Genomic DNA, 21,409 nt, shown 5'->3' with positions numbered 1-21,409 from the left:
ACGTTGTTTCGAACCATCCGTCATTCCGGCCTGCGCCGGAATGACGAGCAAACATTTGACGACGCCCGTCTACGGGCACGACCAGCGAAGCGAGAACATCATGGGTAAGTCAGTAGTCATTCTTGGTGCCCAGTGGGGCGACGAAGGCAAGGGCAAGATCGTCGACCTGCTGACCGAGCGCGTCAGCGCCGTGGCGCGTTTCCAGGGCGGCCACAACGCCGGCCACACGCTGGTGATCAAGGGCAAGAAGACCGTGCTGCACCTGATCCCCTCCGGCATCCTGCGCGACGACGCGCTGTGCCTGATCGGCAACGGCGTGGTGCTGTCGCCCGAGGCGCTGATCCAGGAAATCGCCGAGCTCGAGGCCAACGGCGTCGAAGTGCGCTCGCGCCTCAAGATCAGCCCGGCCACGCCACTGATCATGCCGTACCACATCGCCGTCGATAAGGCGCGCGAGATCGCCGCCGGCGGCAAGGCCATCGGCACCACCGGCCGCGGCATCGGCCCGGCGTACGAGGACAAGGTCGCCCGCCGCAGCGTGCGCGTGGCCGACCTGATGTACCCGCACGAACTGCCGGCGCTGATCAAGACCGCCGTCGACTACCACAACTTCATCCTCACCCAGTGGCTGAAGGTCGAGCCGGTCGATTACGACACTGTGTTGAAAGACGCACTGGCCTGGGGCGAGTACATCCGCCCGATGGTCGACGACGTCGCCACCATCCTGCACGACGTGCGCAAGGACGGCGGCAACATCCTGTTCGAGGGCGCGCAGGGCGCGCTGCTCGACATCGACCATGGCACCTATCCCTACGTCACCTCCAGCAACACCACCATCGGCGGCGCACTGGCCGGCACCGGCGTGGGCGCGCGCGACATCGACTATGTGCTCGGCATCTGCAAGGCCTATGCAACGCGCGTCGGCAGTGGCCCGTTCCCGACCGAACTGAACGACGAGATGGGCGAGCGCCTGCGCAAGGTCGGCAACGAGTTCGGCGCCAGCACCGGCCGCCCGCGTCGCTGCGGCTGGATCGACCTGGTCGCACTCAAGCGCGCCACCCAGATCAACGGCATCAACGGCCTGGCCATCACCAAGCTCGACGTGCTCGACGGCCTGGAAACCGTCAAGGTCTGCATCGCCTACGAATACCGCGGCAAGCGCCGCGAACTGGCCCCGCTCGACGCCGACGGCTGGGACGAGTGCAAGCCGGTCTACCTGGAATTCCCCGGCTGGCAGGAATCCACCGCCGGCATCCGCGACTGGAACCAGCTTCCGCCCGCCGCCCGCGCGTATCTGCGCGCGGTGGAAGAACTCTCCGGTTGCAAGCTGGCGCTGGTCGCTACCGGTGCGGATCGTGATGACACCATCGTGCTGGATGATCCGTTCGCCTGATCCTGCTGCAGGCGACGCGCTATGCAAAAAGCCCCGCATGACGGGGCTTTTTGCTGTCGGTGCCGAAGCCAGGCATCTGCCCGGCGTGCGGCACGCCAATGCCGACTATGCCGCCGAGTCGATGATCTCCTTCAGCGTCTGCTCCACCGCGCGCGCCGCCTCGGCGATCCGCGGATCATCGGAGATCAGCGACAACTGCGCGGTCGGCGGCACCATGCCGATCCAGGTCTTGCCGTGATCCTCGTAGATCGAGATGCGGCAGGGCAGCGCCATGTTCAGCGACATGTCCATGCCCAGCACCTCCGCCGCCTGCCGCGGGTTGCAGACCTCCAGCACCAGACACTCGTTGGGCAGTTCGAAGCCCTTGTCGGCCAGCGTCTTGCGGAAATCGTAGTAATGCAGCATGCCAAAGCTGTGCCCCTTCACCGACGCCTGCACGTCCTCGAACGCGCGATCGACCGATTTCAATGTCTGTTTCTTGTACAGCATGGGAATACTCCTGCTCTGACGTGCCCGGGTCTGGTGATGGTACGGCCGGGCGTGCATGGCGTGTGTGCACGGCGCTGGGCGAGGGTAGACCGAACCATCGCCGTGCCACGCCAGCCACGCAGCGACGGGCAACTCCGCGACATTGCGTTGCGTTAAACCGGCGCACTCAATGCCGTTCTGAAGTAGTTCAGCGTTTCATCATCAACGCAGTATATGTAGGCTCCTTTCATGCCCCGAGTCATGAGCGTCTTGTAGGTGTTACGGATGATTCGATCGACTCGCCCTTGCGTGCCCTCGGGATCGACCTCCATCTTTTTTTTCCAACCTCGTATAGAGCGATCCTTGTTGGAGCGGGCTTTTGGTACGGTAATAAGCTTTCCATCTCGCGCGACCAGGTCGGGGCCGATGATCACGCCGATGTAATCAAGCTCAAGTCCTTGGCACGTGTGGATACAGCCGACTTCCTCAATGGAGTTCGGCGCCATGATCCAAAGACTGCCATCTTTGTCGAGGTTCCAGCGTTTGGCGTAGCCGTGCTCCGGGATCACAACATCGAATTGATCAGGATTCTTTTTGCTGACCCAGTCCCAACAGTAGCCCGCTACGACGCGAGACTTGTTGTTGACGGCATTTCGCTCGGCGATCAGCTGATGAAGTTCATTGGGAGAGTCAACAACTCGAAAATCGAACTCGTTAGGCTCGAGCATGCTGTTGGCGGTTTCACGTATGCCAAGAGTGTTATCCAGCCATGCCATGTAGCCGTCCGAGCCACCGCACCGGAACTGCGAAGCCAGCTGTAGATGCGTAACTTCGGCACCGAGTGAATGCGCCCAATTTTCGAGCGCAGCAGTGTGCCCAATATCAGACAGAGTCACGATCTGGTCGTCATCGACAAAGAAGATCGTGCACTTGCTGCCTTGGATGATCTCCTTGATCTGATTCTCGCCTAGGTTTCCATATAGCCCCGACTTCTCATTGAGCCGGTGCGCTTCGTCGACGATGAGAGCATCAAATGCGTTGACCTCAGTCTCAAAGAAGGACCCAGAGCCCGAGAACAGGTTGCCGATGACGGTTTGCTTGAAAGTGCCTGTCAGCTTGGCTTTGAAGACTGCTCGTGGTGCGGCGTTCTTGGAGACGTATTTGCTGACGAGACCTAATTTTGATAGATGAGCAAGCAGGTTGACTGCAATAACCGATTTCCCGGTGCCCGGGCCACCTTGAATGATGGCAACTTGTTTCTTCTCTTCCGATGCACGCGTAGCTAGCAATACCGCGTTCTCAAAGGCCACCTTTTGATCGTCGATGAGGACGAACTCGCGGTTGCCCTTCATCATCCCGACCAGACTATCCACCAGCATCTTGGATGGCCGGATGCGGCCATTCTCGATCTCGAAGATCAGTTCGGCATTGTCACCATACTTCACATGCTGTTTGATGAAGTTCCGAAGGCGTTGACGCTCGACTTCACCTTTCAGAAACAGTGGTGCTTTCCGAATGTAGTCGCCGTAATACGCAGGGTGGTCGATAATGCCATCTTGGACATAGTTGTGGAGATACGCACAAGGACTGAGTACCACGCTGCGCTTGTAAACGGCTTCATTGAAGCCTTCAAGCAGCGCCGCATACGACCACGCCTGATAACAGGGATGCGCGCCTTCGCGCTCGGCTGACGGACCGCCGCGACGCGCGATGATGAGGCCGTCCTTTTCGGTGAGCTTGGCCTCGGACCACTGTTTGAGTTCGACAATGATGAGGTTCGGGCCATCATCGGTTCGCCCCGAAAGAATGAAATCGATGCGCTTGGAGGTCTGAGGGATGCCGAACTCGACGCCTACGCCGACATCGCCAGGAATGCCGGGGTCGCGTAGCACCTTGGCCATTTCGCCCAGCGAGTTCTTCCAGGAACGGAACTCCGCTTCAGGCGCGTAGCGACCAGTTTGCTGCAGATACTTGGTGGAGATGACGTTCTCGATGTCCCGATTGTCGTGATCGTCCAAAAACTTGTTTTTATTCGCCTGATAGACAATCACGCTTCGGCCCCCTGTGGCCTTGCATCAAAACTCAGAGTACTTCTTGCTAGTCCCTTTGGCGCGTTCAACGGGATACTTGATGGTGTTTGTCTGCATCTTCTTCTGCGCTGCTTGCACAGGATCGATGCCCAGCTTGTCTGCCAACTGAAGCAGATACAGGAACACATCAGCGACTTCTTCCGCGATAGCCTCCCGTTTGTCATCGGGTACGGAGCGGCTCTGATCTTCTGTGAGCCATTGGAAATGTTCCAAAAGTTCGGCAGCTTCGACGGACAGTGCTGCAGCTAGGTTTTTGGGGGAATGGAACTGATCCCACTCCCGTTCACTGGCAAAGGCACGTAACGATGCCTGAAGTTCAAGGATCTCCGCGCTCATCATGCCCTCTGGATTCCGATATCGCCGTGCGAGTGACTTCCAGCTTAGGCGGCTTTTGACGTTGGCGCCAACGCTCGCGAGAGCTGAGTAGATCGAACTGGCGCATGCGGCTTTGCAGGTCGCTACAGGACCACTTTGTCACCTCGTTATACGTGCAATGCACTTCGGCGATTCAGGCCACGCTTCCGATTCGGGTAGCCAAGCAGAAGAGCCAAGCGTGGCTCGCCCGAGTCCCACGCGTCACACCCAAAGAGCCAAGCGCCACTCTTTCAGAGTCACGCGTGGGACTAAAAGACCCACGCTTAGCACCCAGGAGAGCCACGCTTGGCTCTTTTTCATCGGAACGTGGCTCTTTTCACTGACGCGTGGGACTCGGTAGAGCCGGGCATGGCTCTCTTTCATCGGCGCTTGGGTCTTTTCCGGTCAAGCGTGGGTCTTTTGGATCGGCGATCGGCTCTTTTGGGGTGGAGCGACTCTCTTCAGCGTCCCGATCAAGGACGGTCACGTTGGCCGCCAGCATTCACGCGCCGGGAAACGCGGTTCTCGTCTACACCGCAGTGCTTTTTTGACCTACGAGCGAGGCGTCGGTTGGGGCTTGCCTCCACGTTACGCTTCGGCGCCGGCCAAACGGGCCGGCTTTCCTGACATCACATCTAAGGAGTGGACATGAGCCAGAATCTGGTCGATATCGACCTCAACACCGACACGCTTGCTGCCATCGACGGCGCCCTCACGGCGCTGGAAACGGGGCTGGCCTCGCTGATTGCGCTGACGCCGGACCAGCGGCACGAGCTGACCAAGATGGGCGACAAGTCCGAGGCGTTCTGCCGGCAGGCTGGTCATGTGTTCGGCGACAACCCGGGGGTGCTGCCGGGCAATTTCGATCTGGCCGGCTACCAGCGCGACCTGGCCACGCTGGATGCGTTGCGCCCGCGTCTGCTGCGCATGGGCAAGTTGCATCACCGCGGCACCGATACCGAAATGGCGATCGGCAGCGACCTGATGACCAACGCGCTGGAGGGATACGCGGTGTTCAAGGTCGCCGGCAAGGGACAGGGGCTGGACGACGCGCGCAAGGCGCTGGCTGCCCGTTTTGCCCGTGGACCGCGCACGCCCACGCCGCCGACCGATCCGGCGCCGACCGGCCAGTGACGGCTTGAGCGCGGGATTCACCTGTCGCGAAACGGAGAGGCCCCGCTTGCGGGGCCTCTTTCTTTCTGCGCTACGAAAGTCATTCCAGGACGGGTGTGAGCGCGCTGGCGGATTTGACCAGATCGATAGCCGACTGGCAGTCGCCCTTGTTGACGTAACCTTCGCCCGAATCGGCAATCTTGCGACCGTTCACTGCGAAAAGAGTCCAGCGCCAATAGCCTGCAGTGTCCTTGTAGAGCTTGAAATACATGTCGCTCGCCTTGCAGATAACGCCGTATTGGCGCATGGGCAGTCCACCATCTGCCTGTCTCATATCCAGCGACGCGCCTGGATGTGCGCCTGTGCTGATCAGCAGTCATCACGATGCGCCACTTGCCAGACGTTGACTCCCACTTCGCATCGCCAGCGCTACGGTCGACCCCCATACGTTCTGCCGGCAGCCGGCATCGCGGCGAACGATCGAATGACCGCCACGTATTTCGCCAAGAGGAACCATCCATGTCCGACGAACATGCCAAAACCCCCGCCGACCATATCGGCAATACGGTGGTGCAGCTCAAGGAGATGCGGCACTACTCGAAGAACAACGTGGAAACGCTGACGGCGGAGTGGCTGCTATTCGACGGCGAGTTGTCCAAGCTGAAGCTGGCCGACAAGATCGCCGACCTGATGGATCGGCAGGGGCAACTGCACGAGGCGCTGGAAACGGCGATCACCGATCTGGAAGAGGTGCTGGAGAAGATGAAGCCCGAGCCAGAGGCAGGGGCATAGCGGAGACGCGATGCCGGTGATGGCATCGCCAGCGTGATGAAGAGGCCCCGGTATCGGGGCCTTTTTTCGTACACGGTCGGTCGATGGCGCTGGCGATGGATGGCGCAGCAGTTGCGATTCTCGGCGCGGTTGCTGTGGTGGGTTTGGCCCTTCATTGCGTGCGCGACATGCCATCGCCGATGCCGAGACAGAGGCGGCGGGCGAGTTGTTGCAGCAGGGGCATCGGGGTTGCGGCGGGATGGGGCGGGTCCGGCCCGGTCGGCGGGGGAGGGGGAAGCAGGCGGCGAGCAAGTTGGGGATCGGTGATGTGGCCGTGCAGGAACAGCAGGTCGGTCCAGAGGGAGCTCATGGGTGTATCCGGTCGATGGGGTGGAAGTGGAGAAGTGCGCTTAATCGAGTGTGTCGCCGGCAAGCGTGGTGGCCTGCATCGACGGGCGCTGGCTGAAGCGTGCGTACCAGGCGGACAGGCGCGGGCGGCCGTCGGCGAACGGGTAGACGTCGCGGAAGGCGATCCAGCTGAGCGCGGTGGCCAGTGCGATGTCGCCAACGTCGGGGAGGGTTTCCGTGCGCGGTGCGTCGCCGATCTCCTGTTCGAGGAAGTCGCAGGCGGCAGCGATCTTGTCCAGCTGGCCCTGCAGCATCGGTGGCCAGCGCGACGGTGCGGGCCGCCGCTCGGCTTCCCAGCGCGCGGCGATGCCGGCATCGGCCATGCCCTGGGCCAGCGCCTGCCTGCGCAAGGCACGGAAGCGCGCGCCGTGTTCATGCGGGATGAGTTTCGCGCCCGCGTGCAGGCCGTCGAGGTATTCGCAGATCACGTTGGAGTCGAACAACGCCAGGCCGTCGTCGACGATCAGCACCGGCACCTTGCCGAGCGGGTTGAGCGCGAATACCTCGTCGTTGCGGCGGGTGGGGCTGGTGTCGTGATGAATCACCTCGATGCGCTGCTGCAGACCGAGTTCGTGGGCGGCGACGAGCACCTTGCGCGCGTAGGGCGAGTGCGTCTGGTAGAGAAGTTTCATCTGTGTGCGAGTCCCGAGGAAAAGAGTGCGCTCAAGCCGCCAGCAGGCGCTCGCGCATGACCGGCGACAGGTTGCCGCCGCAGAGGATCGTCGCCACGCGGCGGCCGGCGAAGCGTTCCGGGTCGTCGAGGAGGGCCGCGACGCCGACGGCGCCGGATGGCTCTACCGCGACACCGAGGTGGTGATGGATGAGGCGCATCGCCTCGAAGATCCGCGCGTCGGATACGGCGACCACGTCGTCGCAGCACGCGCGCAGATGCGCCAGCGTGGCGGCGATCGGCACGCGCACGGCGATGCCGTCGGCGATGGTGTCGGCGTGGTCGGTCTCGATGACTTGGCCGGCGTCGATCGACAGCTTCATTGCCGGTGCACCGGCTGCCACCACCGCGATGATCTCCGCGTGCGGTGCGACATGCCGGATCGCGGTGCCCACGCCGGCCAGCAGCGCTCCGTTGCCCAGCTGCACCACGGTGACGTCGATCGCCGTCGAGCCGGCGAGTTCCAGCGCGAGGGTGCCGGCGCCTTCGGCGAACTCGGCTTCGAGGCCGTCCTCGACGAAACGCCGGCCGCTGGCTGCCGCATGGCGGCGCGCGGCGTCCTTGGCCGCGTCGAAATCGCTGCCGGCCAGCCGGATTTCCGCACCCAGCCTTCGCATCGCCGCGACCTTCACCGGGTTGGCGGTTTCCGCGGCGAACACGGTGCAGGCATGACCACGCCGGATCGCCGCGCGGGCCAGGCCCTGGCCGAAATTGCCGGCGGACGCACAGACCACGGATTCACCCGGCTGCAGCGCCAGCGCGGCGAACAGCTCGGTGCCGCGGCCCTTGAACGAGCCGATCGGGTTGGCGGTTTCGTCCTTGGCGATCAGCCGGCAGCGCAGCGCTGCGTCCAGGGCATCGTTGGTGAGCATCGGCGAATCCAGGAACACCGGATCGATTTGGCGCGATGCGGCGAGGATCCGGTCGAGGCGGGTCAGCGTGGGCATGGATGAGGTCTCGCAATGGCGTGGAAGGCGACGACCTATGCTAGGTTTCCGCGGCGCGGCGAAGTGGCGTTGTTCGCCGGCAAAACAGGTTTTCTCCCCGTCCACGAGGTGTTTGCGCCCGATGCCCGCCGAACTCGACAAATTCGACCGCCGGATTCTCGCGATCGTGCAGCGCGACGCGCGACGCTCCGCCGAGATGATCGGCACGGACATCGGCTTGTCGGCGTCGGCGGTGCAGCGGCGCATGGCGCGGCTGCGCGAGGACGGGGTGATCGTGGCGGAAGTGACGTTGATCGATCCGCGCAGCGTGGACCAGCGGCTCACCGTGATCGCCGATCTCGAAGTCGAGCGCGAGCGGCCCGAACTGCTGGCCAGCCTGCGGCAGTGGATCGCCGCCGAGCCGGCGATCCAGCAGGCGTGGTACGTGACCGGCGACAGCGACTACGTGCTGGTGGTGACGGCGCGCGACGTCGGCGACTACGACGCGCTGATGCAGCGGCTGGTGGCTGCCAACGCCAACGTGAAACGCTTCCGCACGCGCGTGGCGCTGGACACGCTCAAGCGCAGCCTGGCCGTGCCGGTGAACACGCCCGACTGAGAGTGGCGCACCGGGTCGCTACGGCGGCATTCGCAACTTCATAGCCTCGCCCGAGCAACAAAAAAAGGCCCCGGCATCAGGGCCTCTTTTGTACGCAACCGATCAATGACGCTGACGGTGGATGGCGCGGCTGTTGCGGTTTTCGGCACGGTTGAGACGGCGGGTTTCGGCCTTGGTCAGGTGGCCGTTGTGCTTCGCCTCGTCGGCGCTTTGGCGCTGGGCGATATTGGCGTCGTGCTTTTCGTCGCGGGCAGCCTGCTTGCCGGTGATGGTGCCGTTGGCAATGCCTTTGGCGGTGCGCGCCTGCTGGTTGTCGATGCGCTTGCTCACCTCATTGACGCGCGGGTGACCAGGTACGGTCGTGTCCGAGGCCATCGCACTGGCGCTGGCGAACGCGGTGCAGGCGAACAGGCTGAGCAGGCCGAGGCGGATCATCGAAGCATTGTTCATGGCGGTGTCCTTCAGGGTGGGATGCCGGCGTCTGAGTAGTGCCATGCCGTGCCGGTCGAGCGGCGGCATGCAAGACAGGGAACGCCGCGCATGGCGCCGCGTTGACCAACTGCGTGCCGGGCCTCGCAGCGAAAGCCAAGCCATGAGTCATGCGCAACCCCGTGCCGGCTCCCTGCATCAATAACTCTATGAGCCGCGCAAGCGTTTGCTGGTGTTCTCACCGCGCGGATCGCGAATGGATTTGCTGATGGATCGGATGGCGCCGTTGCGGCGGCGCCAGGCGGTCTCTTTTGTCTGAATGCTTGCGAGGTATTTTTTATGCGCGCACTACTGGGTGTGGTTCTGTTCGGCGGCAGTGTTCCTCGGTGACGATGCATTTGTCGCTGGTGCGCACCAGCGGGCTGCGCGGCGGCCGGACGACATCAACATTCCGCGTGCGCAGCGCCGATCTCCAGCAATCGCTGGATGCGATTACGAAAGCCCACCCGAATCGCGATACCACCATGAGGGCGGCATGGCGACCGGCGAGTACAGCTATACGCAGATTGCCGCTCACTTCGGGGTTCATTTCACCGCGGTCGGACGATCCGCCCGCAGGGTCCGGATGTTTGAATGCGACGATGCTGGACCTGGCCCGAGCTGCGTGCATGTTGCGAAGCGTCGAAATCCTTTACGGAACCGCTTTCCGCAACCCCAAGGGTGAAACCCAAGTCCTTGTTACTACGGAGGTATACAGCATGGCATTGAATCTGCTTACTCAACTTAGATCTCTCGCGAGATCTGGGCTTGAACCAGCAATCAACAACACTAGCAACAACACTAGTGAAACTCTGGAGAAAAACACTTATGTCAATCAAAAATCTCCTCCTACTAGCGGCTACGCTTTCTGCAGCCTGCATGTCTGCGCAAGCAACGCCTGTCGTCTACTCAGCGTCGGACAACAACGTCAGTTCGCTGGCACAGATGGTTAATTCCAGCGCGAAGGCCGCGGCTTTTGACGCGGTTGCTGGCGCCATTTCCATCGTTGACTTTGAGTCCGCGTTGCCCGCCAACGTGACCATTACCGGCGGCAGCACAACCAACAACTCAGGCTGCGGCGCGTTATGCGGGTTCAATACCACCGCCGGCGGTGCTTTCTTCCGCTCTGTTTTTGGCGGTGCAGTGACATTCAGCTTTACGAGCCCAGTGGATTCGTTTGGCTTCTATGTAAACGGCTTGCAAACGGATGCCGTGCCGCAGCAAACCATCGTGTACACGGATGGATCGTCCGTTACCTATACGCTCAATATGCCGCCGGCCATCGGCGGGGGCGGCGCGTTCTTCGGCTTCATCGATTTTGGAAACCAGATTTCCAGCGTCACGTTCAACGCCACCAACGACATTCTGGGCTTTGACGATTTGCGCTTCGGCCGCGCGGAGCATAACCCGAATTCGGTGCCCGAGCCGGGGACTTTCGGCCTATTGGGATTTGGTCTCCTGGGCGTTTGGATGGCTGCGAAAAAGCGCAACGCTTATCGAGTCGCGGTATAGATCAACAGGGCCATCAGGAAGCGCTGAGGAGCGAAGATCATCATTCGCGTTACTCGATGCCTGAACCCATCGGGAGTTCGCCCGGCTCTGCCGGGGAGACAGTAGAAGTTTGACGTTTACCGAAGTCCATCGGGAAACTCCACTCGTGAGCCGCCAAGCCCACGAGTGGAGAATCGCCGATAGACGAGTATCAAAGCTAAAACCACACGCAGTGGGAATGCCTGTACACGTGGTGTTGCTTGAGCTTGCCCGGGTACTACCCCGTTTTTGTGGCCATTGGATTGGCCAACTCCTGTCTCGCACCCGAGTGCCCGCATGACGGCCCGTCGAGGGCCAACAACGCGCCTCAAGGCGCGAAACGGATGAAACCCAAGAGCAGAAAACCGTGATCTACCCGTCTGATCAGGTGCAAGACTGATCAGATGCGAAGGCAGATTGATTGCGACCGATTATTCAGCGTTGCCTTAAGCCAACGTGCGCAGCTTCGCCTCGCGTGCCCACTGCCGTGTCTTGGCAGCCTTGATGAAGCCGGCAGTATCGCTGGCGTCGACCACGCCGGCGTCCTTCCTGATGCCGCCGGCTTTCAGTACGGCTTGCGCGCCGGCATCGGCGGCGATGGCCTTGAGGTGGCCGAAGGCGTCGCGCACGAAGTCGACCGCGGCGGCTTCCTTCGCCAGCAGCTTGCCGGCGTCGTCGGACAGCACCAGCGCCACGGCGTCGAACACCACCGACGGCGTGCCGGCAAGCTGGCCGTCGGCGGACTGCTGCTTGCCATCGCTGAGCTTGGCACCACCGACCTTGAGGCAGACGATCTTGACACTGGCGCCGGCGGATTCCGCCGCCTTGCGCACCGCCCTGATCGCGGCGGCGTCGGAGCCGTCGTGGATCAGGATGCCGACGGCGCGGCCTTTGAGCGTGTCCTTCATCTTGCCGATGATCTGCAGTGGCGGCGACATCGGCTGGTCTTTCGTGGGCACTGCCTTCGATTGCGCCGGCGGGAAGCTGGGCAGGGCGAGGCCGTCGGCGACGCGATGGGCGAGGTCTTCGTCGACGTTGCGCAGGTGGCCGATCATCGCCTCGCGCACGTGCAGCGTCTCGACCTTGGACAGCTCGAACACGAACGCGGAGGCGATGTGCGCCTGCTCGAAGCCGGTCTGGCTGCGGTAGAACTGGCGTGCCTGGCTGTAGTGATCGGCAAAGCTCTCGGCGCGGATGCGGCCCTTGCTGCCGTCGCCGGCCGGCTCGGCGAAGCTGCGGAAGCCCGTGTTGGTGGCGCGTGCTGAGGCAGGGTCGAGCGAGCTCGGCTCGTAGTTCACGCGGCCCTTGGGCACCTCCATCTGCATGTGGCCGTCGCGCTGCTGGTTGACGAACGGGCACTTCGGCGCATTGATCGGCAACTGGTGGAAGTTCGGCGAGCCCAGCCGCGAGAGCTGCGTGTCGAGGTAAGAGAACAGCCGGCCCTGCAGCAGTGGATCGTTGGAGAAATCGATGCCGGGCGGAACGTGCGAGGGGCAGAACGCCACCTGTTCGGTCTCGGCGAAGAAGTTGTCGGGCCAGCGGTTCAGCACCATGCGGCCGATCACGGTCAGCGGCACCAGCTCCTCGGGAATGATCTTGGTGGCGTCGAGATGGTCGAACGGGAAGCCGTCGGCCTGGGCCTGGGTGAACAGCTGCACGGCCAGCTCCCACTCCGGGAAGTTGCCGGCCTGGATCGCCTCGAACAAGTCGCGCCGGTGATAGTCCGGATCGGCACCGGCCACCTTCACCGCCTCGTCCCATACGTGCGACTGCAGGCCGAGCTTCGGCCGCCAGTGGAACTTCACGAAGGTGCTGTCGCCGTTCTCGTTGACCAGGCGGAAGCTGTGGATGCCGAAGCCCTCGATCATGCGCAGCGAGCGCGGGATCGCGCGGTCGCTCATCGCCCACATGATCACGTGCATCGCTTCGGGCGTCAGCGAGATGAAATCCCAGAATGTGTCGTGTGCGCTGGCCGCTTGCGGAAAGCCGCGGTCCGGTTCCATCTTTACCGCGTGCACCAGGTCGGGGAACTTCATCGCGTCCTGGATGAAGAACACCGGGATGTTGTTGCCGACCAGGTCCCAGTTGCCTTCCTTCGTATAGAACTTCACCGCGAAGCCGCGGATGTCGCGCGGCGTGTCGATCGATCCCGCGCCACCGGCCACGGTGGAAATGCGGGTGAACAACGGGGTCTTCTCGCCGACTTCGGTGAGGATCTTCGCGGTGGTGTATTTCTTCAGCGATTTGGTCAGCTCGAAGTAGCCGTGGGCGGCCGAGCCACGCGCATGCACGATGCGCTCGGGGATGCGTTCGTGGTCGAAGTGGGTGATCTTCTCGCGCAGCACGAAGTCTTCGAGCAGGGTCGGCCCGCGCGGGCTGGTGCGCAGCGAGTTCTGGTTGTCGCTGAGCGGCACGCCCTGGTTGGTGGTCAGCGACGGGTGTCTTCCGCCTGCCATCTGCTGCAGTTCGTCGCCGTGGCCACGGCGGTCATCGACGGGCCGGTCGGCGGATGGTTTGGCGGACTGGGCGGACGGTTTCTTCGTGGCCATGGCGGGCGCTCCTGCTTGGGATCGTTGTCGCGGCGCACGGCGTCGCGGTCGAACCCGCATCCTGCGGCGGGCGCCGTCAACGTGCCGTCGTTCTGCGCCTGTCCCGGCCCAGCCATGACTTCCGGCCGTGTCCGGATACGCTGGCGGCCGGCACTATCGCGACAGGCAGGCTGGCCGCTTTCATCCGCCCGGCGTTTCACTGTCGCAACCGAGGACGGCGTGCCCAGATGGCCGCCGCATCACCACACCTGAAGGGAATGTCATGCGTACTTACCTGGTTTCCGCGATTGCCCTGGCGCTTGCCGGCGCCTCAATGACCGGCATGGCGGCGACGCCGGCCATGACGTCCACGGCGAACCTCGCCACCACCCAGCTGCCGCGCAACGTACGGCCCAGCCATTACGACGTGGCGGTGACGCCGCATGCGGACAAGCTGACTTTCGATGGCAAGGTGACGGTGACCGTCGATGTGCTGCAGCCGACCACCAGCATCACGCTCAATGCGATCGATATGGCGTTCTCGTCGGTGAGCCTGACGCCGACCCGGCTGAAGATCGCCATCGCGGCGCCGAAGGTGACGGTGGATGCCAAGGCGCAGACCGCCACGTTCACGTTCGCCCAGCCGCTTCCGGCCGGCGAGTACAAGCTGGCGATGGCCTACACCGGCAAGATCGGCACCCAGGCCAACGGCCTGTTCGCGATCGACTACGCCACCAAGGCCGGCAAGAAGCGCGCGCTGTACACGCAGTTCGAGAACTCCGACGCGCGCCGCTTCATCCCGTCGTGGGATGAACCGGCGTACAAGGCCACGTTCAACCTCGAAGCCACCGTGCCGAGCGCCGACATGGCGGTGAACAACATGCCGATCGCGTCGAAGAAGGATCTGGGCAACGGCTTGACGCGAGTGACATTCCAGCAGTCGCCGAAGATGTCGACGTATCTGCTGTTCTTCGGCGTGGGCGAGTTCGAGCGCGCCACCACCACGGCCGACGGCACCGAGATCGGCGTAATAACGCAGATCGGCAAGAAGTCGCAGGCCGGTTTCACCTTGAAGTCGGCCAGCGACGTGCTGCACGAGTACAACGATTATTTCGGCGTGCCGTATCCGCTGCCGAAGCTGGACAACATCGCCTCGCCGGGCAGCAGCCAGTTCTTCTCCGCGATGGAGAACTGGGGCGCGATCTACACCTTCGAATATGCCTTGCTGCTGGATCCGAGCTTCTCGACCCAGTCGGACAAGCAGCAGGTGTTCAACACCGCCGCGCACGAGATGGCGCACCAGTGGTTCGGTGACCTGGTGACCATGCGCTGGTGGGACGACCTGTGGCTCAACGAGGGCTTTGCCTCGTGGATGGCCGCGCGCACCACCGAGAAGCTGCACCCGGAATGGCACACCGACCTCGACGCCGTCGGCACCCGCGAGGGCGCGATGTCGCGCGATGCCGTGGTCACCACGCACCCGGTGGTGCAGCACGTGGAGACGGTGGAGCAGGCCAGCCAGGCGTTCGACGCGATCACCTATGCCAAGGGCGAGGCGGTGATCAACATGCTGGAGGCCTATGTCGGCCCCGACGCCTGGCGCGACGGCGTGCGCAGCTACATCAAGGCCCACGCCTACGGCAACACCGTGTCGGACGACCTGTGGAAGGCGGTGCAGGGCGCGGCCGGCAAGCCGGTGACGCAGATCGCGCATGATTTCACGCTGCAGCCGGGCATCCCGCTGATCCGCGTGGCGTCGTCCGCGTGCAGCAACGGCAAGACCACGCTGACCCTGACCCAGGGCGAGTTCACCAAGGATCGCCCGGGCAAGAAAGCGCTGAAGTGGCACGTGCCGGTGATCGCCAAGGCCGTCGGCGGCACCGAGGCCGCGCGCACGGTGGTGGACGGCAAGGCCACGCTGGACGTGTCCGGCTGCGGTCCGGTGCTGGTGAACGCGGGGCAGAGCGGCTATTACCGCACGCTGTACACGCCGGCCGAATTTGCGGCGGTCAAGGCCGATTTCGCCAAGCTGGCCCCGATCGACCAGATGGGCCTGATGGGCGACACCTGGGCGCTGGGCATGGCCGGGCTGCAGCCGGCCTCCAGCTACCTCGACCTGGCCCAGGCGACCCCGGCCGATGCCGACCCGCAGATCTGGGGCGACATCGCCGGCAGCTTCTCGGGCCTTCACCAGTACTACCGCGGCGACAAGGCGCGGCAGGCACGTTTCGACGCCTTCGCGATCAAGCAGCTCAAGCCGGTGTTCGCCCGGGTGGGCTGGGAAGCGAAGGCGGACGAGGGCGATCCGACCACGATCCTGCGCACGCAGCTGATCGGCGTGCTGGCCGACCTTGGCGACACCGACGTGATCAAGGAAGTGCAGCGTCGCTACGCGGCGCAGGCGACCGATCCGAAAGCCGTGCCGCCGGCACTGCGCAAGACCATTCTTGCGGTGGTGGCGCGCAAGGCAGACGCCGCGACCTGGGACAAGCTGCATGCGATGGCCAAGGCCGAAACCACGCCGCTGATCAAGGATCGCCTGTACCTGCTGCTGTCGATCGCCGAAGACGACGCACTGGCCCAGCGCGCACTGGACCTGGCGCTGACCGACGAGCCGGGCGCCACCAACAGCGCCGGCATGATCCGCGCGGCCGGTTATCAGCATCCGGACATGGCATGGGCATTCGCCATGGCGCACCGTCCGCAGATCGACAAGCTGGTCGACTCCACGTCCAGCAGTCGCTACTACCCGGGCATCGGCGCCAGTTCGAACGATCCGGCGATGATCGGCAAGATCAAGGCCTACGCCGACGCGCATATCGCCAAGAGCTCGCGCCGCGCCGCCGACACCGTCATTGCCGACATCCAGTATCGCCAGATGGTCCGCAAGGATCGCCTGCCGGCCATCGATGCGTGGCTGGCGAAGAACGGCGGCTGAGCCGGGAAGCTGCCTGAATGGAAGAGGCCCCGCATCGCGGGGCCTCTTTTTTTTCACAACTGAGCGCTCGCGCCGCAGCCGGCTGACAGTGTATTTTCGAACCTGGGCAGAGCAACCGGGCCACGGCATCCCGGGCTGCCTTTTCACCAATCGAGCCCGCAACGATGGTCGACAATGAGAGCACGCTGGAATCCGACGGCGCCGTCTATAAGACGCTGCTGGAATCGACCAAGGCCATTCCCTGGAAGATCGACTGGGCCACCAAGCAGTTTGCCTATATCGGGCCGCAGATCGAGGCCCTGCTGGGCTGGGCACCGTCCAGCTGGGTGACCGTGGGGGACTGGGCCAGCCGCATGCATCCGGAGGATCGCGAGTGGGTGGTGAACTATTGCGTGGCGCAATCGCTGGCGGGCGTGGACCACGAGGCCGACTATCGCGCGCTGACTCGCGACGATCGCTACGTATGGATTCGCGACGTGGTGCACGTGGTGCGCAACGACGACGGCACGGTCGCTTCGCTGATCGGCTTCATGTTCGACATCAGCGAGCGCAAGCGGACCGAGCAGCAGCTGATCAGCCTGCAGAAAGAGCTGGAGGAGCTTTCGTTTCGCGACGGCCTGACCGGGGTAGCCAACCGCCGCCGTTTCGACGCGATCATGGAACTGGAGTGGGGCAACGCGCAGCGCAATCAGCAACCGCTGTCGCTGATCATGCTGGATATCGATTATTTCAAGCAGTACAACGATCACTACGGCCATCTCGAAGGCGACCTGAGCCTCAAGCGCGTGGCCTGGGTGCTGAGCTCGGCCGCGACACGGGCGCGCGACCTGCTGGCTCGCTTCGGCGGCGAGGAGTTCGTGCTGGTACTGCCGGAAACGGACGCCACGGCCGCACACGCGCTGGCCGAACGCTGCAGCCGACTGGTCAGCGACGAGCGCATTGCGCATGAGCCGTCGCCGATTGGCCACATGCTGACGATCAGCCTGGGTGTGGGCACGGCAATCCCCGGCCCCGCTGACGAGCTGCTTACGTTCATCGACACGGTCGACAAGCGGTTGTATCGGGCCAAGCAGCGGGGCAGGGACTGCATCGTTGCCGGCTAATGGAAAGGTTCGGCGTTGCCACTCACCGAGCCAGGCAGGCACCACACTCTCGTCGACACGAGCTGACTGAACCTTTCGCGGAGTTCGAACGCTCGGGATGCTTGTACAAGACCGCGCCCGGCCCTGACCAGCAATGGAATGAAAAGGCCCCGCAAGCGGGGCCTTTTCGATATGCGGACTGGCCGCGACCTACGCCTCGACGTCATCCTTGTACGCATCCACCGGAATGCACGCGCACATGATGTTCTTGTCGCCGTAGATATTGTCGACGCGGGCGACCGGTGACCAGTACTTCTGCAGCTTGAGGCTGGCCAGCGGGAATGCGGCCAGTTCGCGCGGGTAGGCGTGGGTCCACTCGCTGGCGGAGACCATGGTGGCGGTGTGCGGCGCGTTCTTCAGCGGGTTGTCCTCGCGGTCGAGCTTGCCGTCTTCGATCGCGCGGATCTCGTCGCGGATCTGGATCATCGCGTCGATGAAGCGGTCAAGCTCGACCTGCGATTCGCTCTCGGTCGGTTCGACCATCAGCGTGCCGGAAACCGGGAAGCTCAGCGTGGGCGCGTGGAAGCCGAAGTCGATCAGCCGCTTGGCCACGTCCTCGGCGCCAATGCCGGTGGCGTCCTTCAGCGGGCGCAGGTCGAGAATGCACTCGTGCGCAACCAGGCCGTTGCGGCCGGTGTACAGGGTCGGGTAGTGCGCTTCGAGCCGCCTGGCGATGTAATTGGCGTTGAGCAAGGCAACCTGGGTCGCCTTGCGCAGGCCCTGCTGGCCCATCATCGTGATGTACATCCACGAGATCGGCAGGATGCTGGCGCTGCCGTAGCTGGCCGCGCTGACCATGCCGACCGCGCCGTGCTCGCCGAGCTTGCCGGGCAGGAACGGCGCCAGGTGCGACTTCACCGCACACGGACCGACGCCCGGGCCACCGCCGCCGTGCGGGATGCAGAAGGTCTTGTGCAGATTCAGATGCGACACGTCCGAGCCCCACTTGCCGGGCTTGGCCACGCCGACCAGTGCATTCATGTTGGCGCCGTCGGTGTACACCTGCCCGCCGTGCGCATGCACGATGTCGCAGATCGCGACGATGTCTTCCTCGAACACGCCGTGGGTGGATGGGTAGGTGATCATCAGCGCGGCGAGGCGGTCCGAGTACTTCTCGGCGGCGCGGCGGATGTCTTCCACATCGACATTGCCATTGGCATCGCACTTGGTCACCACCACGGTCATGCCGCACAGGTGCGCGGAGGCCGGGTTGGTGCCGTGGGCGGATTCGGGGATCAGGCAGATATCGCGATGGGCTTCGTTGCGCGAGCGGTGGTACGCGCGGATCGCCAGCAAGCCGGCGTATTCACCCTGCGCGCCGGAGTTCGGCTGCAGGCTCACCGCGTCGTAGCCGGTGCATTCGACCAGCATCGCTTCGAGGCCGTCGATCAGTTCCTTGTAGCCGGCCGTCTGCGTGGCCGGTGCCAGCGGGTGGATGTTGCCGAACTCGGGCCAGGTGATCGGGATCATCTCGGCGGTGGCGTTGAGTTTCATGGTGCAGCTGCCCAGCGGGATCATGGTGCGATCCATCGCCAGATCCTTGTCGGCCAGCGCGCGCATGTAGCGCAGCAGTTCATGCTCGCTGTGATGCGAGTTGAACACCGGGTGGGTAAGGAACGCGCTCTTGCGACGCAGCGCCGTCGGCAACGCGTCGGCGGTGATCGCGTCCAGTTCGTCGATGTCGTCGATCTCGGCGCCGAACAGGCCAGCCAGCGCGATCACCTCGGCGCGAGTGGTGGTCTCGTCGAGGCTGATGCCGATGCAGGTGCCGTGGATCTGGCGCAGGTTGATGTGCAGCGCTTCGGCGCGGGCATGCACGGCGTCGGCGTCGACATCGGTGATGTGCAAGGTGTCGAAGAAGTCCGTACCCACGTTGACGCTCGCCTGGCGCAGCGCGCTGGCGAGAATCGCACTGAGGCGATGCGTGCGGCGTGCGATGCGGGTGAGGCCTTCCGGACCGTGATACACGGCGTACATGCTCGCCATCACGGCCAGCAGTACCTGCGCCGTGCAGATGTTGGATGTGGCCTTCTCGCGGCGGATGTGCTGCTCGCGGGTCTGCAGGGTGAGGCGGTAGGCCGGCTTGCCTTCGGCGTCGATCGACACGCCGATCAGACGACCTGGCATCGAGCGCTTGTACGCGTCGCGGCAGGCCATGAACGCGGCATGCGGGCCGCCGTTGCCGAACGGCACGCCAAAACGCTGGCTGTTGCCGACCACGATGTCCGCGCCCCATTCACCAGGTGCGGCGATCAGGGTCAGTGCGAGCAGATCGGTGGCGACCGCGACCAGTGCGCCACGCGCATGTGCGGCGTCGGCGATGGCTTTGTAGTCGTTGATGGTGCCGAAGGTGTTCGGGTATTGCAGCAGAACGCCGAAGCTGTCGACCGTGCTGCCCTCGGCGTCATCGCCGATATGCAGTTCGAGACCCAGCGCCTCGGCGCGGGTCCTGACCACTTCCAGCGTCTGCGGATGCACGCCGTTCGACACGAAGAATACGTTGCTCTTGGACTTGCACGAACGCTTGGCCAGCGTCATCGCCTCGGCGGCGGCGGTGGCTTCGTCCAGCAGCGAGGCGTTGGCGATCTCCATCCCGGTGAGGTCGGCGCACAGCGTCTGGAAATTGATCAGCGCTTCCATGCGGCCTTGCGAGATCTCCGCCTGATACGGTGTGTACGCCGTGTACCAGGCCGGGTTTTCCAGGATGTTGCGCAGGATGACGTTCGGCGTGAGCGTGCCGTAATAGCCCTGACCGATGAAGCTGCGGAACACTTTGTTCTTGTCCGCGATGGTGCGGATCTTCGCCAGCGCCTCGACTTCGGTGATCGCCTTCGGCAGCGCCAGCGGGGTCGGCGACTTGATCTTGCCCGGCACGATCGCGTCGGTCATCGCTTCCAGCGAATCGTGGCCGATGACGCGCAGCATCTGCGCGATTTCCGCATCGTTGGGTCCGATGTGGCGCTCGATGAAGGCGTGGTGGTGCTCGAGGTCGCGCAGGGAGGGCGTATTGGTCTGGGTCATGACGGGCGTCCGGTAGTGGCCGATAAGAACCGGCCGATAAGGGCCGGCCGATAAAGGCCGGACGTGCGTGCCGCACGTGGGGCGCCCCTCTGTCCTTTTGCCTGAGAGTTTAGAGGCGGAAGCCTCGTGCCCCTTCGGCGGCGGCTTGCACCGATAAAGGCTGCCGCTCTCTCCAGAGTGTTTACGCGTGATGGTACGGGGCCTGAGCGATTACGGGCGTTGCGTCTTCGGCAGCGGACAGGCCCTGTGCAAGAGCTGGCCCGCTTCTCCCACCAAGCGTTACCACGCTGATTATACAGGCCCCACGGACTGGTGACGATCATCAGAATCCATACGGTTTATGCTTGGCAACCCGGCCGTATCCGCGAGAACGCACGATGATCCGCATCGCTGAAATCGATCACGTGGTATTGCGCGCCATCGACATAGTGGCGATGCAGCGCTTCTACTGCGAGGTGCTGGGCTGCCGCGAGGAACGGCGGCAGGACGAGATCGGTCTGGTGCAGCTGCGCGCGGGCAGCTCGCTGATCGATCTGGTGCCAGTCAACGGCAAGCTCGGTCGTCACGGTGGTGCCGCGCCGGGCAGCGAGGGCCACAACATGGATCACCTGTGCCTGCGCGTGGAGGATTACGACGAAGCGGCGATCCTCGCGCATCTAAAGGCACACGACGTGCGCATCGGCGAGCTGGGCTCGCGCTATGGCGCGCAGGGCGAGGGACCGTCGATCTATCTGTATGACCCGCAGGGCAACATGGTCGAGTTGAAGGGACCGCCCGCTGTCTGATGTTGTCAGGCGCTGGTCGAGGCGATCTTCCGGTCCGCGTTACCTGAACCCTGAAAAGACGAAAGCCGCCTTGAGAGGCGGCCTTCGTTTACAATTGGTGCCCAGGAGAGGACTCGAACCTCCACGGAGTTGCCCCCGCTAGCACCTGAAGCTAGTGCGTCTACCAATTCCGCCACCTGGGCAGG

18 protein-coding genes, 1 tRNA gene and 1 riboswitch are annotated in these 21,409 nt (G+C 63.6%); of the genes, 8 read left to right on the top strand and 11 right to left on the bottom strand.

Annotated features, from left to right (window positions below):
• Positions 1-100 precede the first annotated feature (100 nt).
• Entirely contained in the window at positions 101-1,393 is a 1,293-nt protein-coding gene (locus tag EAH75_RS05180) for an adenylosuccinate synthase (RefSeq protein WP_140804670.1), read from the top strand.
• A 105-nt stretch (positions 1,394-1,498) separates the two neighbouring features.
• Here the strand turns inward: EAH75_RS05180 and EAH75_RS05175 are convergent, their stop codons facing one another.
• The 3 genes from EAH75_RS05175 to EAH75_RS05165 all read right to left on the bottom strand — a co-directional run bounded on the left by EAH75_RS05175 (position 1,499) and on the right by EAH75_RS05165 (position 4,287).
• Positions 1,499-1,882, bottom strand: coding sequence for a DUF302 domain-containing protein (locus EAH75_RS05175; protein WP_140651209.1), 384 nt, complete (start codon positions 1,880-1,882; stop codon positions 1,499-1,501).
• A 152-nt stretch (positions 1,883-2,034) separates the two neighbouring features.
• The gene (locus EAH75_RS05170) at positions 2,035-3,912 is read right to left on the bottom strand and encodes a DUF2075 domain-containing protein (RefSeq protein WP_140651211.1); all 1,878 of its coding nucleotides are present in this window, start codon (positions 3,910-3,912) and stop codon (positions 2,035-2,037) included.
• Positions 3,913-3,936: 24 nt separating this feature from the next.
• Entirely contained in the window at positions 3,937-4,287 is a 351-nt protein-coding gene (locus tag EAH75_RS05165; RefSeq protein WP_140651213.1) for a nucleotide pyrophosphohydrolase, read from the bottom strand.
• 666 nt (positions 4,288-4,953) lie between these two features.
• Here EAH75_RS05165 and EAH75_RS05160 point away from each other — a divergent pair.
• Complete coding sequence (locus EAH75_RS05160; RefSeq protein WP_140651215.1) at positions 4,954-5,439, top strand: hypothetical protein; 486 nt, start codon at positions 4,954-4,956, stop codon at positions 5,437-5,439.
• Between the two features lie 79 nt (positions 5,440-5,518).
• Here EAH75_RS05160 and EAH75_RS05155 read toward each other — a convergent pair whose 3' ends face one another.
• Positions 5,519-5,725, bottom strand: coding sequence for a YegP family protein (locus tag EAH75_RS05155; RefSeq protein WP_240046190.1), 207 nt, complete (start codon positions 5,723-5,725; stop codon positions 5,519-5,521).
• Positions 5,726-5,937: 212 nt separating this feature from the next.
• Between EAH75_RS05155 and EAH75_RS05150 the strand changes: the two genes are divergently transcribed.
• On the top strand, positions 5,938-6,210 hold the full coding sequence (locus EAH75_RS05150; RefSeq protein ID WP_140651218.1) for a hypothetical protein: 273 nt from the start codon (positions 5,938-5,940) through the stop codon (positions 6,208-6,210).
• A 151-nt stretch (positions 6,211-6,361) separates the two neighbouring features.
• Here EAH75_RS05150 and EAH75_RS05145 read toward each other — a convergent pair whose 3' ends face one another.
• Genes EAH75_RS05145 through EAH75_RS05135 form a run of 3 tightly spaced genes read right to left on the bottom strand, consistent with a single transcriptional unit; the run spans position 6,362 to position 8,460 of the window.
• Entirely contained in the window at positions 6,362-6,559 is a 198-nt protein-coding gene (locus EAH75_RS05145; protein WP_140804668.1) for a hypothetical protein, read from the bottom strand.
• Positions 6,560-6,599: 40 nt separating this feature from the next.
• Positions 6,600-7,229, bottom strand: coding sequence for a glutathione S-transferase family protein (locus tag EAH75_RS05140; protein ID WP_140651223.1), 630 nt, complete (start codon positions 7,227-7,229; stop codon positions 6,600-6,602).
• A 31-nt stretch (positions 7,230-7,260) separates the two neighbouring features.
• On the bottom strand, positions 7,261-8,460 hold the full coding sequence (locus EAH75_RS05135) for a threonine ammonia-lyase (RefSeq protein ID WP_241668894.1): 1,200 nt from the start codon (positions 8,458-8,460) through the stop codon (positions 7,261-7,263).
• Here EAH75_RS05135 and EAH75_RS05130 point away from each other — a divergent pair.
• On the top strand, positions 8,381-8,812 hold the full coding sequence (locus EAH75_RS05130; protein WP_241668893.1) for an Lrp/AsnC family transcriptional regulator: 432 nt from the start codon (positions 8,381-8,383) through the stop codon (positions 8,810-8,812). The genes EAH75_RS05135 and EAH75_RS05130 overlap by 80 nt on opposite strands.
• A gap of 102 nt (positions 8,813-8,914) precedes the next feature.
• Here EAH75_RS05130 and EAH75_RS05125 read toward each other — a convergent pair whose 3' ends face one another.
• On the bottom strand, positions 8,915-9,262 hold the full coding sequence (locus tag EAH75_RS05125) for a hypothetical protein (protein ID WP_140804662.1): 348 nt from the start codon (positions 9,260-9,262) through the stop codon (positions 8,915-8,917).
• An 897-nt stretch (positions 9,263-10,159) separates the two neighbouring features.
• Between EAH75_RS05125 and EAH75_RS05120 the strand changes: the two genes are divergently transcribed.
• Positions 10,160-10,792, top strand: a complete 633-nt coding sequence (locus EAH75_RS05120) for a PEP-CTERM sorting domain-containing protein (RefSeq protein WP_140804660.1) — start codon at positions 10,160-10,162, stop codon at positions 10,790-10,792.
• 464 nt (positions 10,793-11,256) lie between these two features.
• Here the strand turns inward: EAH75_RS05120 and EAH75_RS05115 are convergent, their stop codons facing one another.
• Positions 11,257-13,359: a catalase gene (locus EAH75_RS05115; RefSeq protein WP_140804658.1), complete on the bottom strand. Its 2,103-nt coding sequence runs from the start codon at positions 13,357-13,359 to the stop codon at positions 11,257-11,259.
• A gap of 262 nt (positions 13,360-13,621) precedes the next feature.
• Between EAH75_RS05115 and EAH75_RS05110 the strand changes: the two genes are divergently transcribed.
• Positions 13,622-16,276, top strand: a complete 2,655-nt coding sequence (locus tag EAH75_RS05110; protein ID WP_140651235.1) for a M1 family metallopeptidase — start codon at positions 13,622-13,624, stop codon at positions 16,274-16,276.
• Between the two features lie 164 nt (positions 16,277-16,440).
• Positions 16,441-17,379 (top strand): GGDEF domain-containing protein, encoded by a 939-nt coding sequence (locus tag EAH75_RS05105; protein WP_140651237.1) that lies wholly within the window; start codon positions 16,441-16,443, stop codon positions 17,377-17,379.
• Between the two features lie 189 nt (positions 17,380-17,568).
• Here the strand turns inward: EAH75_RS05105 and gcvP are convergent, their stop codons facing one another.
• Positions 17,569-20,439 (bottom strand): aminomethyl-transferring glycine dehydrogenase, encoded by a 2,871-nt coding sequence (gene gcvP, locus EAH75_RS05100; protein ID WP_140804656.1) that lies wholly within the window; start codon positions 20,437-20,439, stop codon positions 17,569-17,571.
• Between the two features lie 79 nt (positions 20,440-20,518).
• Positions 20,519-20,625, bottom strand: a riboswitch (glycine riboswitch).
• Positions 20,626-20,816: 191 nt separating this feature from the next.
• On the opposite strand from gcvP, the gene EAH75_RS05095 reads away from it, so the two are divergent.
• The gene (locus EAH75_RS05095; RefSeq protein WP_140651242.1) at positions 20,817-21,224 is read left to right on the top strand and encodes a VOC family protein; all 408 of its coding nucleotides are present in this window, start codon (positions 20,817-20,819) and stop codon (positions 21,222-21,224) included.
• Positions 21,225-21,319: 95 nt separating this feature from the next.
• On the opposite strand, the gene EAH75_RS05090 is transcribed toward EAH75_RS05095, so the two are convergent.
• Positions 21,320-21,406: transfer RNA gene (locus EAH75_RS05090), tRNA-Leu, on the bottom strand.
• Positions 21,407-21,409: the final 3 nt, after the last annotated feature.

Origin of the sequence: Rhodanobacter glycinis (assembly GCF_006438785.1) — a bacterium.
Taxonomy (GTDB): Bacteria; Pseudomonadota; Gammaproteobacteria; order Xanthomonadales; family Rhodanobacteraceae; genus Rhodanobacter; species Rhodanobacter glycinis_A.
The sequence above is the reverse complement of the archived record's forward strand: the minus strand, read 5'-3'. Positions and strand labels throughout refer to the sequence as shown.